The sequence below is a fragment of the Rhodoferax sp. genome, assembly GCF_018780565.1.
GTDB lineage: Bacteria > Pseudomonadota > Gammaproteobacteria > Burkholderiales > Burkholderiaceae_C > Rhodoferax.
In genome coordinates, this window is sequence record NZ_JADMJN010000003.1 from 523,644 (window position 1) to 538,565 (window position 14,922).

Here is a 14,922-nt window from a genome sequence, read left to right on the forward strand (position 1 = left end):
TAAAATCACTGCAATTTCAAGGAAATTTGATGCAAATCGACAAAGAACTCGACACCCGTGGCCTGAATTGCCCCCTGCCCATTCTGAAGGCCAAGAAGGCACTGACTGACATGCAAAGTGGTCAAACCCTGCGTGTGGTTGCAACAGATGCCGGTTCGGTACGTGACTTTCAGGCGTTTGCCAAACAGACCGGCAACGAACTGGTGGAGCAGCAGACGGCGGGCAACGATTTCATTCACGTGCTGCGCCGCCGCTGAGCGCGGCCTAGCCCAAGCGGGCCAGCTGATCCTTCACCTTGGATAGCGTGGCAGCAAAGTCTGTCATGCGCTTGCGCTCCTGGTCGATAACGGCGGCAGGCGCCCTGGCGACAAAGGCTTCATTGCCCAGCTTGCCTTCGGTTTTGGCAATCTCATTTTCTAGACGCGCAACCTCTTTGCCCAGACGGAGTTTTTCGGCGTTCACATCGATTTCCATGTGCAGGCAGATGCGCGCTTCGCCCACCACGGCAACCGGCGCGGCCTGAGCCGCCGCCGCCCACGCTGCTTCGTCGTCAAATACGCGCACTTCATTGAGTTTGGCAAGGGCTTGCAGCACTGGCGCGGCACTTTTCAGGAAGTCGGCTTCACTGGCCTGGGCAGCGATCACGAACAGGGGTAGGCGGGTGGAGGGGGACACGTTCATCTCGCCGCGCAGGTTGCGGCAGGCGTCCACCAACAGCTTGAGTTTGGCCACATGTGCAATGGCTGCCTCATCAATCCGCTCGGGCTGGCTGACCGGGTAGGCGGCGATCGATACAGACTCGCCACCACGACCGGCAACCGGCGCCACTTTTTGCCACAGTTCTTCGGTCACGAACGGAATAACGGGGTGGGCGAGCCGCAGGATGGTTTCCAGGGTGCGGATCAGGGTGCGGCGGGTGGCGCGTTTCTGGGCGTCGTCCCCGCTTTGAATCTGGACCTTGGCGATTTCGAGATACCAGTCGCAGAACTCGTTCCAGACGAAGTCGTAGATTGTGCTGGCCACGTTGTCCAGACGGTAGTCCTCAAAGCCTTTGGCGACTTCGGCTTCCACGCGCTGCAGCAGCGAGACGATCCAGCGGTCGGCAGCGCTGAAACTCAGGTAACCCTGCGCAGAACCTCCAACGGCACATTCTTCCTTGGTGTGTTCCTTCAGGCCGCAATCCTGGCCTTCGCAGTTCATCAGCACAAAGCGGCTGGCGTTCCAGAGTTTGTTGCAGAAGTTGCGGTAGCCCTCGCAGCGTTTGGCGTCGAAATTGATGCTGCGGCCTAATGAGGCGAGCGAAGCAAAGGTGAAGCGCAGGGCGTCGGCGCCAAAAGCCGGAATACCGGTGGGGAATTCTTTTTCGGTGTTCTTGCGCACAGCAGGCGCTGTCTCGGGTTTGCGCAGACCTTCCGAGCGCTTGACCAGCAACTCGGGCAGTGCAATACCGTCAATCAGGTCCACCGGGTCCAGCACGTTGCCCTCGCTCTTGCTCATCTTCTTGCCCTGAGCATCGCGCACCAGGCCATGGATGTAGACATGTTTGAACGGCACTTTGCCGGTGAAGTGCGTGGTCATCATGATCATCCGGGCGACCCAGAAGAAGATGATGTCGTAGCCCGTGACCAGCACGCTGCTTGGCAGATAGAGGTCGAAATCCTGCGTCTTTTCGGGCCAGCCCATGGTGCTGAAGGGGACCAGCGCGGAGGAGTACCAGGTATCGAGCACGTCCTCGTCACGGCGCAGCGTTTTACCGGGTGCCTGGGCTTGTGCCTCGGCTTCGTTGCGCGCCACATAGACCTTGCCGTCTTCGTCGTACCAGGCCGGAATCTGGTGGCCCCACCAGAGCTGGCGGCTGATGCACCAGTCGGTGATGTTGTTCATCCACTGGTTGTAGGTGTTGATCCAGTTCTCGGGCACAAAGCGCACTTCGCCGGACTGGACGGCGTCGATCGCCTTTTGCGCGATGGATTTTCCGGTGGCGTCTTGCGGGCTGACCTTGTTCATGGCGACAAACCACTGGTCGGTCAGCATGGGTTCGATCACCTGACCGGTGCGCGCGCAACGCGGCACCATGAGCTTGTGCTTCTTGATCTCCACCACCAGGCCCAAGGCTTGCAGGTCGGCAACGACCTTCTTGCGGGCTACAAACCGGTCCAGGCCCTGGTAGGGCACCGGGGCCAGATCGTTGACTTTGGCGTCGAGCGTCAGGATACCGATGATGGGCAGCTTGTGGCGCTGGCCCACGGCATAGTCGTTCTGGTCATGCGCGGGGGTGACTTTCACCACGCCAGTGCCGAAGGTCTTGTCGACGTAATCGTCGGCAATGACGGGGATGGAGCGATCGCACAAGGGCAGGGTGACGTGCTTGCCGATCAGGTGCTGGTAGCGCTCGTCTTCGGGGTGGACCATCACGGCCACGTCGCCCAGCATGGTTTCCGGGCGGGTGGTGGCAACGGTCAGGCCTGTTGCCATTTCGCCGTTGACCAGCTGCGCGCCATCGGCAAACGGATAGCTGATGTGCCACAGGAAACCGTCTTCCTCTTCGCTTTCCACTTCCAGATCGCTCACGGCGCTCTGCAAAATCGGGTCCCAGTTCACCAGGCGCTTGCCGCGGTAGATCAGGCCCTGCTCATACAGCTGCACAAAGGTTTCTGTCACCGTCTTGGAGAGCTTGTCGTCCATGGTGAAGTATTCGCGGCTCCAGTCCACGCTGTCGCCCATGCGGCGCATCTGGGTGGTGATGGTGTTGCCGGATTTCTCTTTCCATTCCCAGACCTTGGCGACAAAATTTTTGCGGCCCAGGTCGTGACGGCTGACCTTTTGCTCCTGCAACTGGCGCTCCACCACGATTTGCGTCGCGATGCCGGCGTGGTCGGTGCCGGGAATCCAGACCGTGTTGTCGCCACGCATGCGGTGGTATCGCGTCAGCGAGTCCATGATGGTCTGGTTGAAGGCATGCCCCATGTGCAAGGTACCGGTCACGTTGGGGGGCGGCAGCTGGATGGCAAAGGACTCGGCACCGGCTTTGGGGGTCTTGGTGCCACGGTAGCCGGCGTGGGCATATTCCCGGCGTTCCCATTCAGGGCCCCAATGCGCCTCCAGGGCGGCAGGCTCGAAAGATTTGGACAGGCTGTTAAGGCCGGGTTGTTGCAGTTCGTCGTTCATGGTGTCTTTTGCTTGTTCGCATCAGGGCCGTCGGTGGCTGGCTGAGAGCGAATGTGGCGCACCTCAAGGGTGAGGTGCCACCAGGGGATTAAGGCTGTGAGCTGCTGATTTTATTCGACGCCGGTGTTTCCCCGCCGCACGTAGTTCACCAGGTCTGCCGCCGCCATGGGGCGGCCCAGCAAATAGCCTTGCAGGATGTGGCAGCCACAGGCGCGCAGGAACTCGGCCTGTTCGTCGGTTTCCACACCCTCCGCCACCACCTTGATGTCCAGGGCGCGGGACATCTGAATGACGGCCGTCACAATTGCGGCATTCCCGACATCCCCAGGCAGGCCATGGATGAAGCTCCGGTCGATTTTCAGCGAGCCCACTTCAAAACGCTTGAGATAGCCCAGCGACGAATAGCCCGTGCCGAAATCGTCGATGGAGAGTGAAAAACCTGCGCCATGGAATGCGTCCAGAACCACGGTGGCGCCTTCTCCCATCAGGGCGCTTTCGGTGATTTCAAATTCGAAACGTTCAACCGCTTCGCCTGCACGCATGAGTGTCTTGCGAAAATTCTCGACCACCCCGGTGCCCGCTTGCAGTTGCCGCGGTGAGACATTGACCGACACCTTGGGCAAATCGAGGCCGCTGGCCCGCATGAACACGAGGTCCCGGCAGACCTGGTTCAATACCCAATCTCCCAGCTCTGTGATCAGGCCTGTTTTTTCTGCGATGGGAATGAACTCCACCGGCGAGACAAGCTGCCCGTCTTCTTGCCGCCATCGGAGCAGGGCTTCGACCCCGAGCAACTGCCGTGTTTGGGCACAAAGCTGCGGCTGGTAGGCGATCCACAAGCCATGCCCGTCGTTGTTCAGGGCTTGGCGCAGGCCGGCTTCGAGGTTCAGATCGAAGCGCACGCGTGCGTCAATTTCTTCCGAAAAGAACTGGAAACCGTTTTTCCCTTTTGTCTTGGCCACATACATGGCCATGTCCGCGCAGCGCAGCAACACCGCCGGGTCGGTGCCGTCGGCAGGTAGCAGGGCCACGCCGATGCTCAGGCCCACGTGGCTGGGCGTGGGCTCGGTCGGGAATGGCTCACTGATGGCCTCAATCATGGCACGCGCCACCATGGCTACGTCTTCCGAGTCCTTGATGTCGTGCAGGATGGCGCCAAACTCGTCTCCACCCAGGCGGGCCACCACATCGGTTGAACGCACAACGCTGACCATCCGTTCCCCGATCATCTTCAGGACCTTGTCACCCACTTCGTGGCCGAAGGAGTCGTTCACTTTCTTGAAATCATCGACATCGATGAAAAACAGCGCCGCGCCTGCACGATCGCGCGTGAGCCGCAATGCAGTCTGTTGCAACTCGTGTTCAAAAAAACGTCGATTGGCCAGCCCGGTCACCTGGTCATAAAACGCCAGTTGTTCCAGGCGTTCTTCGGCGTGTGTCATGCGCCGGCGCAGCCCGCCAGTCAGGCGATAGGCCAGTGCCAGAGCCACGGTCGCGATGCCCAGCACACCCAGCGCGTATTCGAGCAGCCGCCAGTAAAGAGATGAAAAGCTCACATGGAGCAGCAGGGTACCTACCTTGGAGCCGTCAACGCGGACATCCTCCCGCAAATGGCCGTCCAGCAATCCGAACGCCATCGAGTTCGGCACAGACGCCAGAGGGTCTGCATGTGCATCACCATTTTGTGGCAGTTGTTCCGGGAATCCCTGTCCACCTATTGCAGCGAGTTGCACGCCATTGGAGCGGTACAGAGCCCCACCCATGACGCGCGGGCTCAGGCGTGCAGTGCCAATGGTTTCCTGCGCCGCCTTGGGGTCATTGAACAGCAGGGCGGCTGCGCTGTTCGCGCCAATGATGGCGGCCTCTGTGCGCAACTCTTCCAGCATCAGCTGGCGTGCCACCACGTATTGATGCACCACCAACAGAATGAACGCGATCAACATGGCCAGGCCCGTCGACAACAGGCTCAGTCGATTGGAACGCCGGATTCGGTCATTCGGGGTACTCATTGGGTCACTCTAGCACTTGCCGCGCCAGCCGAAGGACTTTGGAGCTGACGACAAGCCCGCCCTTGCGCACTGAGCGAAGATCAATATCGAAGACGACGCGTCCGCTTTCGATCTCCAGATTGATCATGGCCCCGCGCTGCAGAAAGCCCGGCGAATCACCGACGACCAAGACGCCAGCGGGCGAAAAGCCGGGGGCAATGCGGGCAAGGTTCGAGGTGTCAACCGGTGACAGGTAAAGGGCATGGCAACCCCCGATACCTGTGATGTCCACTCGCACCACCTGGAGGGGCTTGTTTTTGATCAGTTTTCCTTCGAAACGGCCCAATGAAGTGCTTACGGGTCCGCCGTCCAGGTAGCACAGCGTCAGCTTGTCGGCGGCTTGCAGTCCATGGGTCGGCCAGTCCACAAAAAGGAGCATGTTGGCCACAATGGCCGCTTTCAACTCGGACTCCGGCGCCTGGCGCTGTGCCATCGCCCACGGCGTGACCGCCAGAAGGGTCAGGGCAAGCAGCTTTCGCCAGAACGCTGGAGAGTGCAGCATGGATGTTCTGTCAAAGAGGCAGTGTCCAGCGCAGCCTGAACTGCCGCCCGTCCTGACCCAGTGCATCGGGGACGAAGGCCGATGAGGCCGGGTCAAGGTAACGGCGATCGCCGACGTTGTAGATGCCCAGCGAAAGCTCTCCCAAGCCGCCCAGGCGTTTCGATGTGACGGTCAGGTTAAGAACGCCGTTGCCGGAAACACGGCTGCCCAGGGAGCGCCGGTCGGACATGCCCAGCCATTCGCCGCCCAGCGCCCATCCCGCAGGCAGCGGTGCGCCAAATACCAATTTGCCCAGCAAACGGGGCGAATTGCCAAGTTCGCTGCCATCGGCCATACTGGATTGTTGCCACGCGATGCTGCCGCGCAGCAGATAGTTGCCAAGCCATCGCCTTTCTGCATTGAACTCGATGCCATGCGCACGGACTTCGGCCTGATTGGCAAAGACAGCCAGGCCATCGGCTGGGTCCGTGACCTGTTCAATCATGTTGCGCATCTCATTGCGGTAGATGCTCAAGCCGAATCGGCCGGTTTGACCAACGCGAAAATCTGCTGCCAATTCAGCGCTTTGGATGCGTTCCGGCAACAGGTTGGGATTCGCCTTCTGGACCACCCCTCCATCCTCATAAAAACGTTCGTAGGCATTCGGCGCGCGGTAGGCGTTGCCAAGCATGGCTTTCAACACCGCCTTGTCATTGGGCTGGTAGATCAGCGCCACGCGTGGCGATGAGATTCCCGCGTAGTCGCTGTGTTTGTCGTAGCGCAAGCCGAAGTTCAGCAGCCATTGCTTTTGCAAGCGCCATTCGTCCTGGATGAACATGCCGTAGGTCTGTGCGGGGCGGTTGCTGTCCAGGTGAGCAGTTGCGGGGTTGACGTCAAAGTTGCGTTGTTCCAGCTGGGTGTTGCGCTGCACTTCAGCGCCGAACAACAACTTGTGATCTTGCAGCGTCGTGACGGTCAGACGGTAGTCGGCACCCACCCAGTTGGCCCGGCCTTGGTCAATATTGTCCAGCGGGCCGGCGTAGCGGTAGTTGCCGTCGTATTGGTAATTGCCCGCGAAGGTTCTGAACTGTTGCTGCCATCCGTTGGACAGCTGGCCGTCGTAGGCCAGCTCGATCAGCGCATGCTGGTCAAGCGAGCTGGTTCCCGCCTGGCCAAACACTGTCTCGTAAGACGCATTGGGTATGTTTTTTTCGCGTGTGCTGAAGCTGCTGGTCAGGCGCCAGTCGCCAAGGCGCAGCTTGCCGTAGACCTTGGTGTACTTCTCGCCATCCAGGCCGCGGGCCCATCCGTCGGTGGTTCCGTTGTCAAATTCCCTGAAATAAAGATCGGTACCGCGTGAATCGTAGGCCGAAAATCCGAACAGCCAGTCACTCGTACTGTTGATGCGCTGTCCAGCCAGCAAGCCCAGACGCCCGCTTTGCCCGCTACCGCCCTCCACCGTCAAGCGCGCACCATTGATGTCCCCACCCTCCAGCATCACAGCATTCACAATGCCGAACACGGCGTTGGCGCCGTAAACGGCCGAGGCCGGGCCAGAGACAAACTCCAGGCGCTTGACCCAGTCCATCTCTATAGGTGCTTCATTGCCGACCTGGGCCTGGTCATAAAGCGCGTCATTGCGCCGGGTGCCGTCGGTCAGCAGGAGGATGCGGGAGTTGTAGTCCCCTGGACGGTTGAAGCCGCGTACGCCAAGGTAGGTGTAATTCCGGTCATTGCTGACATAGACGCCAGGCACAGTCGACAGCGCTGCGGCCAGGTTGCGGTAGCCGTGCCGGCGCAATTCATCCGCGTGAATCACGGTTGCCGAAGCGGGTGAGTCGGCTAGCGGTTGGGCATACCGCGATGCGCTTTGAACTTCGACACGCAGCAGGTCGTCAAGTGACATTTGCCTCAGTTCGCCGGCGTCAGCCAGCAAAGCGCCCGCTTCGACGGATGCGCTACAGAAAACCAGCAGCAGTGCGCGCCAGCGTGCCAGCCGTGCATGGCCTGCCAAGGACCGAGTACAGGCTACCTGTGCGCCTGAGGACGCGAATATGACCGTGTTCACAACCGGTTTCCTGATATTTTTTCTTGCTCAACGACGGGGACTCCCGCGCCCAGTCGACGAATCGTCAAATGACGCGGCAAGCCAAGTCTAAGGCCGAAGACGGGGCGCGCGGGCTTATTGGGATCTTTAGGTGACATCCCCTGAGTTGGCTGGGTTGATTTTTATCAAAAAGCATTTTCAATAGGCATAAGCAATTGACGGTATTGAGGCATCCAATTAGACGCAGCTACCTATTCGGTCTAAGCTGATCCAGTCTTTGGCAAATTTTTGTTCAAGGCGAATGGGTTAAATTATTTTTTACCACTAGGAGATTTCCATGGCAGCACTCAAAGGCTCGAAGACGGAAGACAACCTGAAAGCCGCTTTCGCAGGCGAATCCCAGGCCAACCGCCGCTATTTGTACTTCGCGAACAAGGCCGACATCGAAGGCCAGAACGACGTGGCAGCGCTGTTCCGCTCCACGGCCGAAGGTGAGACCGGCCATGCCCACGGTCACCTGGAATGGCTGGAACAGTGCGGTGACCCGGCTACCGGATTGCCCATTGGCCCAACGCGGGACAACCTGAAGGCCGCTGTGGCCGGTGAAACCCACGAGTACACCGACATGTACCCGGGCATGGCCAAGACCGCGCGCACGGAAGGCCATGACGAGATTGCCGACTGGTTTGAAACATTGGCCAAGGCCGAGCGCTCGCACGCCAACCGCTATGCCAAGGCACTGGCTGAGCTGGTTGATTGATTGATTCGCAAGTGATGTGTGTTGGGCGTTGTTCGCAGCGCCTAATGCACAGCATTTGAGTTCCTGCCTACAGAAAGACACACCATGGCCGCACGCGAAGGTAATCTGGAAGCCCCGACCCGTCATCCGCTGGATTGGAAAAATCCGGACTTCTACAACGAGGAGTCGGCCTTCAAGGAGATGGAGCGCATCTTCGACATCTGCCATGGCTGCCGGCGCTGCGTGAGTCTGTGCGGGTCATTCCCCACGCTGTTTGACCTGGTGGACGAGAGCAAGACCATGGAGGTCGATGGCGTGGCCAAGCAAGACTACTGGAAAGTGGTAGACCAGTGCTACATGTGCGACCTGTGCTACATGACCAAGTGCCCTTACACGCCACCGCATGAATGGAACCTGGATTTTCCGCACACCATGTTGCGCGCCAAGGCCATCAAGTTTCAAAAAGGCGAGGTCGGCATGGCCGAGAAGCTGCTGGCTTCCACGGACGTACATGGCCAGTTTGCCGGGATACCCATCGTGGTACAGGCCGTCAATGCGGTGAACAAGACGAAGGTGGCGCGCAGCCTCATGGAAAAAGTCGCCGGCGTGGACAAGGACGCCTGGTTGCCTTCGCTGGCGACCCGAAAATTTCGTTCCGGTACGCCCAAGGCCAAAGCAAGCGTGGTGAAAAATGGCGAGAAGACGCCGGGGCAGGTTGCCATTTTTTCCACCTGCTACATCAACTACAACGAGCCCGGCATCGGGCTGGACCTGCTCAGGATTCTGGATCACAACGACGTGCCCTATGTGATCGTGGAGAAGGAAAAATGCTGCGGCATGCCCAAGCTGGAGCTCGGTGACCTGATGTCGGTGAATGCCAGCAAGGAAGCCAACATCCCGGTGCTGGCCCGCTATGCCAGGGAGGGCTACGCCATCCTGGCCGCTGTGCCGAGCTGTGCGCTGATGTTCAAGCAGGAAATCCCCCTGATGTACCCCGATGAGGTCGATGTACAACTGGTCAAGGAGGCCGTATGGGACCCGTTTGAGTACCTGATGCAGCGCAAGCGCGATGGCCTGCTCAAGACCGAGTTTCCTGTGGCTCTGGGCAACGTGAGTTACCAGATTCCCTGCCATGGACGGGTGCAGAACATAGGCAAGAAGACCGAGGAGATGCTCAAGATGATCCCCAACACCACGATCAATACGATTGAGCGCTGCTCGGGTCATGCCGGTACTTTTGGTGTGAAAAAAGCCACGCACCAGCAAGCCATGAAGATTGGCAAACCGGTGTTCAAGGCGATGGCAAGCATGAAGGATGGCAGCAAGCCCGACTTCATCAGCTCGGACTGTCCGCTGGGCGGGCATCACATTGCGCAGGGCTTTGAAGTCAATGGCCTGGGCGCGCCCGAGTTGCAGCATCCGCTGTCGCTGGTGGCCAAAGCTTATGGACTGAAATAGATCGTATATATGCAACTCACTAGCAAAATCACCCCTGACAGCCTCATGACGCTGGAGGCCTACACCAAGTACCGCAAGGCCAACAAGGCCGTCATCATGGCGCACCGTCAATTGCGCAGCGTGCAGCTGGGCGAGCACATCAACCTGCAGTTTGAGAGTGAAACCACCATCCGCTACCAGATACAGGAGATGTTACGCATCGAGAAGGTATTTGAGGAGGAGGGCATCCAGCAGGAAATCGATGCCTATGCACCCCTGGTGCCGGACGGCAGCAACTGGAAGGCCACGATGATGCTCGAATACCCCGACATCAACGAACGCAAGCGCGAGCTGGCCCGCCTGATTGGTGTGGAAGACCGCTTGTTTGTCGAGGTTGAGGGCCAGGCCCGGGTCTACGCCATCGCCGATGAAGATCTGGACCGTGAGAACGAAGAGAAGACCTCGGCCGTGCATTTTGTGCGTTTTGAGCTGACACCGCCCATGTGCGCGGCCGTGAAGGCTGGTGCCAGCGTCAAGCTGGGCTGTGACCACACTAACTACCCGGCACATGTCACGATCGCGGCTGAGACACTTGCATCCCTGGCAGGAGACCTTAGATAAGACCGTGCTGGCGGGCTGTCGCGATAATCAAGCTTATTTCATCCAACCTTTGGGGTCCCGTTTTCAATGCTGTTTTTGTTGTCCCCTGCCAAAGCCCTGGATTTTGAGACGCCTGCGGGTGATGTTCCCCATACCCAGCCGCTGTTTGTGCGGCAATCGACCGAACTGATTGATCTGCTCAGGCCGAAGTCGCCCCAGCAGATTGCCGAGCTGATGAGCTTGAGCGACGCGCTGGCCAGTTTGAATGTGGCGCGCTATGAAGCGTGGCGACCCAAATTCACCGCCAAAAACGCCAAGCAGGCGGTGCTGGCGTTCAATGGTGACGTGTATGAGGGACTGGATGCCAAAAGCCTGGCGCCCGATCAACTGGCCTGGCTGCAAGGCCATGTCTGCATATTGAGCGGGCTGTACGGCGTGCTGCGTCCGCTGGACTGGATGCAGCCCTATCGGCTGGAGATGGGCACCAGGCTGGCCAACGCGCAGGGCAGCAACCTCTACAAGTTTTGGGGCTCACAGATTTCCGCCTACCTGAATGAACGTCTGCAATCAGATGTGTCGCCGGTGGTGGTCAATCTGGCCTCGCAGGAGTACTTCAAGGCGGTGGATGCAAAGACCCTCAAGGCGCGCGTGATCGAATGCGTGTTTGAGGAGTACAAAAATGGCCAGTACAAAATCATCAGCTTCATGGCCAAGCGGGCACGCGGCCTGATGGCGCGCTTTGCGGCGACACACAGGGTGGTAACGCCCCGCCAGCTGGAAGCGTTTTGTGAGGAAGGCTATGCTTTTGACTCGACCGCATCCCGGCCGGACCGGCTGGTGTTCCGTCGCGGTCAAGGTCAATAGATTTTGAATAAAAATGGGTTCTGGCCCCCGTTGAAAAAGCACCTATAGCTATGAAAATCAGAGCAAACAACATTGACATTGAAGTGGAAGACAGCGGCCCCGGCACACCGGGGCCAGCGCGCCCCGTGGTGTTACTGATCATGGGCCTGGGCATGCAACTGGTGGCCTGGCCGCCGCAGCTGGTGCAGGCACTGGTGGATGCCGGTTACCGGGTCATCCGGCACGACAACCGTGACATCGGCCTGAGCCAGCACTTTGATGCGCTGGGCAAACCCAACATTCTTTTGGCGGTACTCAAACAGAAGCTCGGCTTCACGCCGCGTGCGCCGTACACGCTGAGCGACATGGCGGCCGATTCACTGGGCGTGCTGGATGCCCTGGGCATCGACAAAGCGCATGTGGTGGGTGTCAGCATGGGTGGCATGATCGCGCAGCGCGTGGCGTTGGCCGCTCCCAAGCGGATTTTGAGCCTGACCAGTGTGATGAGCACCAGCGGCGCCCGGGACTTGCCCAAAGCCAGCCCCCACGTGATGCGTGCCATGCTGCGCCGCCCGGTCAACAACAGCCCGCAGGCCGTGGTCGACCATTACGTCAAGCTGTTCAAGGTCATTGGCAGTCCTGCGTTTCCGGTGCCCGAACCCGAAGTGCGCGAGCGCATTCTGGTCGGCATCAAGCGCAGCTTTCATCCGGTGGGCACTTTGCGCCAGATGCTGGCGATCGCATCGGACATTTCCCGTGCGGCCCAGCTGACGCGACTGAGTTTGCCCACCCTGGTATTGCACGGCAAGGCCGACCCGCTGGTGCCTTATGCCTGCGGCGAAGACACTGCCCGACGCATTCCCGGCGCCAAACTGGTGGGCATTGAGGGCATGGGCCACGACTTGCCGCCGGGCGTGGTGGAGCGTCTGCTGGAGCCTTTGATTCCTCACCTGAAAGCGGCATGAATACGCCTGAACATTCCCAGCTGGGCAAAGCCTCGGCCTATATCGACCAGTACGATGCGTCCTTGCTGTTTCCGATTCCGCGGGTAGCCAAGCGCCGCGACATCGGGCTTGACGCGGTGACGCCATTTTTTGGCGCTGACATGTGGAGTGCCTTTGAACTGAGCTGGCTCAACCTGCGTGGCAAGCCCCAGGTGGCGCTGGCGCATTTCACCGTGCCCTGCGAGTCAAGCAACATCATTGAGAGCAAATCGCTCAAGCTCTACCTCAATAGCTTCAACAACACCCGCTTTGCCGATGTGGATGCAGTCAAGGCCCGCTTGCGGGCAGACCTGAGCGAGGCCGCATGGCGGCCCATCCCCCCAGTGGATCAGACAGCTGGCGGCTTCTCGGCACCTTCGATTGGCGTCACGATTGTGTTGCCCGAGATGTTTGACCGCGAGCCTGTGTACGAGCTCGATGGCCTGAGTCTGGACCGGCTGGATGTGGAATGCACCCGCTACACCCCCGCGCCGGATTTGTTGCGGGTAGTGCCGGACGAACCGGCCGTGTCGGAAGTGCTGACCAGCAACCTGCTCAAAAGCAATTGCCTGGTCACGGGCCAGCCCGACTGGGCCAGTGTGCAGATCCGCTACAGCGGTTTGCCAATTGAGCAGGAAGGCCTGCTGCAATACCTGGTGAGTTACCGCAACCACAATGAGTTTCATGAGCAATGCGTGGAGCGCATCTTCATGGACATCTGGACGCGCTGCAAGCCCGCAAAGCTGTCGGTCTACGCCCGCTACACCCGCCGGGGCGGGCTGGACATCAATCCGTTTCGCACCAGCTATCCGCAAGCGATGCCGGGCAACACCCGCACCGCGCGGCAGTAGTCGTCAGCCGGTTTAGCCCAGGTCGCGGAAATCGCGCAGGGGGCTCAATGCGGGGAAGTCCGCCGCGCGCTTGCCTTTCATGGCCCCGACCGCTTCCATCACATGGCGGTTGCTCCAGATAGCGCCCTGGATCCAGCCCATTTGCTTGAGCGAGTCGTCCACGGAATGGTCCCGTGTGTAGTGGATGACCTGTTTGGTGCCCCAGATGGCCACGGGTGGCTTGGCGGCGATCTCGGTGGCGCATTGCATGGCCGCGGCCAGCGTGGCCTCGGGCGTATCGAACACCTCGTTGACCAGGCCGTAGCCTTGTGCCTTTTGCGCGGACATGCGTCGTCCGGTGTAGGCCAGCTCTTTCACCACCGCCAGCGGAATGAGCTTGGGCAAGCGCTGCAGCGTGCCCACGTCAGCCACCATGCCGATGTTGATCTCCTGAATGCAGAAAAACGCGTCAGCCGTGGCATAGCGGATGCAGCACGCGGTCACCAGGTCCACCGCGCCGCCCACGCAGCCGCCCTGGATGGCCACCACCACGGGAATGCGCAGCGTCTCCAGCTTGGTGAAGGTGGCCTGCATGTCGGTAAGCGAGTCAAACATGGCGGCGCGGCCTTCAGGGCTTTCGTCGGCCATGGTGATGGCACCCGAGAAAGTGTCCAGCGCCATGCCGGCACTGAAATGCTTGCCGGTGCTGCTGATGACCAGGACGCGGGCAGCGTTGTCCTTGTGCAGTTGGGTCAGCACCTCGTCCAGCTCGCGCCAGAACGTGGGGTGCATGGTGTTCATGGCCTCGGGCTTGTTCAGCACCAGATGGGCAATGTGGTTTTCGGTAGAGAGGGCGAAGCAGGTGAGGGGTTTTGAGGTGTTCATCCCCAGACTGTAGTGCAAACCAGGCCGCTTTTTGAGTCGCCAGCTTGACGTCTCTATTTTCATGCTGCATGATTGCATGAAGGCACAACAGGAGATTGCCATGCTCAAGGAAGTCGGCGCCAGCGGCCAGATATCGCTGGGCAAAAAATACGCAGGCCAGCTGTTTGACATGCAGATCGCGGCCGACGGTGCGGTCACGCTGACGCCGGTGAAAGTCGTGCCGCTGACGCATGCCGTGCAGGAAGAGCTGGCTGTTTACAAGGTCGATACGGTCGCCCACGCCGCCGTTCCCGCCATGCAAGGTGACGGTTGGCTTACCCCCGAACGGTTGGCGCGGCGCGCGGCCGCTGCTGCACGAACTCCTGCTGAAAAAGAAGCTGCACGCAGCCAGTGGGAAGAAGAAAACAAGGAAGCCATTGAGGCCATGAACGAGCGCATGGCCAAAATTGGCTCCATGGGGCGGCGTATCCACGAATGGCGCAAAGAGAAAGCATTGAGGGAGCAAAACCCTGCCCTCACACCCGCGGACAAAGTTGTCTGATGGCCCAGTTCGACGTCTATCCCAATCCCGTTGAAGAGTTACGCGATACCCATCCCTACGTACTCGCCATTCAAAGCAACTTTCTAAATCGCCCCATCGCTGTGATTACCGTTGCGCTGGCGCGGGCGCAGGCGCAGCGGGGGCCCACCAACACGCTCAATCCCTGGGTGGAGGTCGCCGGTGAAACACTGGTGCTGGAAACACTTGCCATCACATCCTTTGAACCCGGCGACCTGCGCCGCCCGGTTGCCAACCTCGGGCACAACGCTGCGGCCATCTGGGACGCCCTGGACTTCGCCCTGCACGGCTACTGACACCCG

The 14,922-nt window shown here is 59.7% G+C and carries 14 protein-coding genes; 9 read left to right on the top strand and 5 right to left on the bottom strand.

The annotated features are described in order from the left end of the window. The first annotated feature begins 29 nt into the window (after positions 1-29). Entirely contained in the window at positions 30-257 is a 228-nt protein-coding gene (locus tag IV109_RS06400) for a sulfurtransferase TusA family protein (protein WP_296693905.1), read from the top strand. A gap of 7 nt (positions 258-264) precedes the next feature. On the opposite strand, the gene IV109_RS06405 is transcribed toward IV109_RS06400, so the two are convergent. From IV109_RS06405 to IV109_RS06420, 4 genes are all read right to left on the bottom strand, one after another. Continuing rightward, complete coding sequence (locus IV109_RS06405) at positions 265-3,168, bottom strand: valine--tRNA ligase (protein ID WP_296693907.1); 2,904 nt, start codon at positions 3,166-3,168, stop codon at positions 265-267. A 110-nt stretch (positions 3,169-3,278) separates the two neighbouring features. Then, positions 3,279-5,177, bottom strand: coding sequence for a bifunctional diguanylate cyclase/phosphodiesterase (locus tag IV109_RS06410; protein WP_296693909.1), 1,899 nt, complete (start codon positions 5,175-5,177; stop codon positions 3,279-3,281). 4 nt (positions 5,178-5,181) lie between these two features. Further along, positions 5,182-5,718, bottom strand: a complete 537-nt coding sequence (locus IV109_RS06415) for a YfiR family protein (RefSeq protein WP_296693912.1) — start codon at positions 5,716-5,718, stop codon at positions 5,182-5,184. 10 nt (positions 5,719-5,728) lie between these two features. Further along, positions 5,729-7,765 carry a TonB-dependent receptor gene (locus IV109_RS06420; protein WP_296693915.1) on the bottom strand — a complete coding sequence of 679 codons (2,037 nt, stop codon included), beginning with the start codon at positions 7,763-7,765 and terminating at the stop codon, positions 5,729-5,731. Positions 7,766-8,081: 316 nt separating this feature from the next. Here IV109_RS06420 and IV109_RS06425 point away from each other — a divergent pair, with 316 nt between their 5' ends. The 6 genes from IV109_RS06425 (at position 8,082) to queF (ending at position 13,197) form a co-directional block, all read left to right on the top strand. After that, positions 8,082-8,504, top strand: coding sequence for a rubrerythrin family protein (locus tag IV109_RS06425; protein WP_296693919.1), 423 nt, complete (start codon positions 8,082-8,084; stop codon positions 8,502-8,504). 84 nt (positions 8,505-8,588) lie between these two features. After that, positions 8,589-9,941: a heterodisulfide reductase-related iron-sulfur binding cluster gene (locus IV109_RS06430; RefSeq protein WP_296693922.1), complete on the top strand. Its 1,353-nt coding sequence runs from the start codon at positions 8,589-8,591 to the stop codon at positions 9,939-9,941. Positions 9,942-9,950: 9 nt separating this feature from the next. After that, complete coding sequence (locus IV109_RS06435; protein WP_296693925.1) at positions 9,951-10,541, top strand: DUF3501 family protein; 591 nt, start codon at positions 9,951-9,953, stop codon at positions 10,539-10,541. 66 nt (positions 10,542-10,607) lie between these two features. After that, complete coding sequence (gene yaaA, locus IV109_RS06440) at positions 10,608-11,384, top strand: peroxide stress protein YaaA (protein WP_296693928.1); 777 nt, start codon at positions 10,608-10,610, stop codon at positions 11,382-11,384. Positions 11,385-11,434: 50 nt separating this feature from the next. Beyond that, positions 11,435-12,328, top strand: a complete 894-nt coding sequence (locus tag IV109_RS06445; RefSeq protein WP_296693931.1) for an alpha/beta fold hydrolase — start codon at positions 11,435-11,437, stop codon at positions 12,326-12,328. Further along, positions 12,325-13,197, top strand: a complete 873-nt coding sequence (queF, locus tag IV109_RS06450) for an NADPH-dependent 7-cyano-7-deazaguanine reductase QueF (protein WP_296693932.1) — start codon at positions 12,325-12,327, stop codon at positions 13,195-13,197. Before IV109_RS06445 ends, queF begins: the two co-directional genes overlap by 4 nt. A gap of 12 nt (positions 13,198-13,209) precedes the next feature. On the opposite strand, the gene IV109_RS06455 is transcribed toward queF, so the two are convergent. Beyond that, positions 13,210-14,061 carry an enoyl-CoA hydratase-related protein gene (locus tag IV109_RS06455; RefSeq protein ID WP_296694299.1) on the bottom strand — a complete coding sequence of 284 codons (852 nt, stop codon included), beginning with the start codon at positions 14,059-14,061 and terminating at the stop codon, positions 13,210-13,212. A gap of 76 nt (positions 14,062-14,137) precedes the next feature. Between IV109_RS06455 and IV109_RS06460 the strand changes: the two genes are divergently transcribed. Beyond that, positions 14,138-14,602: a hypothetical protein gene (locus IV109_RS06460; RefSeq protein ID WP_296693935.1), complete on the top strand. Its 465-nt coding sequence runs from the start codon at positions 14,138-14,140 to the stop codon at positions 14,600-14,602. Beyond that, positions 14,602-14,916, top strand: coding sequence for a CcdB family protein (locus IV109_RS06465; protein WP_296693937.1), 315 nt, complete (start codon positions 14,602-14,604; stop codon positions 14,914-14,916). Before IV109_RS06460 ends, IV109_RS06465 begins: the two co-directional genes overlap by 1 nt. The last annotated feature ends 6 nt before the right edge of the window (positions 14,917-14,922 follow it).

Bases quoted from the DNA above. Each gene is read 5' to 3' on its own strand.
- IV109_RS06400 (WP_296693905.1), top strand. From the start codon at position 30: ATGCAAATCGACAAAGAACTCGACACCCGTGGCCTGAATTGCCCCCTG.
- IV109_RS06405 (WP_296693907.1), bottom strand. From the start codon at position 3,168: ATGAACGACGAACTGCAACAACCCGGCCTTAACAGCCTGTCCAAATCT.
- IV109_RS06410 (WP_296693909.1), bottom strand. From the start codon at position 5,177: ATGAGTACCCCGAATGACCGAATCCGGCGTTCCAATCGACTGAGCCTG.
- IV109_RS06415 (WP_296693912.1), bottom strand. From the start codon at position 5,718: ATGCTGCACTCTCCAGCGTTCTGGCGAAAGCTGCTTGCCCTGACCCTT.
- IV109_RS06425 (WP_296693919.1), top strand. From the start codon at position 8,082: ATGGCAGCACTCAAAGGCTCGAAGACGGAAGACAACCTGAAAGCCGCT.
- IV109_RS06430 (WP_296693922.1), top strand. From the start codon at position 8,589: ATGGCCGCACGCGAAGGTAATCTGGAAGCCCCGACCCGTCATCCGCTG.
- IV109_RS06435 (WP_296693925.1), top strand. From the start codon at position 9,951: ATGCAACTCACTAGCAAAATCACCCCTGACAGCCTCATGACGCTGGAG.
- yaaA (WP_296693928.1), top strand. From the start codon at position 10,608: ATGCTGTTTTTGTTGTCCCCTGCCAAAGCCCTGGATTTTGAGACGCCT.
- IV109_RS06445 (WP_296693931.1), top strand. From the start codon at position 11,435: ATGAAAATCAGAGCAAACAACATTGACATTGAAGTGGAAGACAGCGGC.
- queF (WP_296693932.1), top strand. From the start codon at position 12,325: ATGAATACGCCTGAACATTCCCAGCTGGGCAAAGCCTCGGCCTATATC.
- IV109_RS06455 (WP_296694299.1), bottom strand. From the start codon at position 14,061: ATGAACACCTCAAAACCCCTCACCTGCTTCGCCCTCTCTACCGAAAAC.
- IV109_RS06460 (WP_296693935.1), top strand. From the start codon at position 14,138: ATGAAGGCACAACAGGAGATTGCCATGCTCAAGGAAGTCGGCGCCAGC.
- IV109_RS06465 (WP_296693937.1), top strand. From the start codon at position 14,602: ATGGCCCAGTTCGACGTCTATCCCAATCCCGTTGAAGAGTTACGCGAT.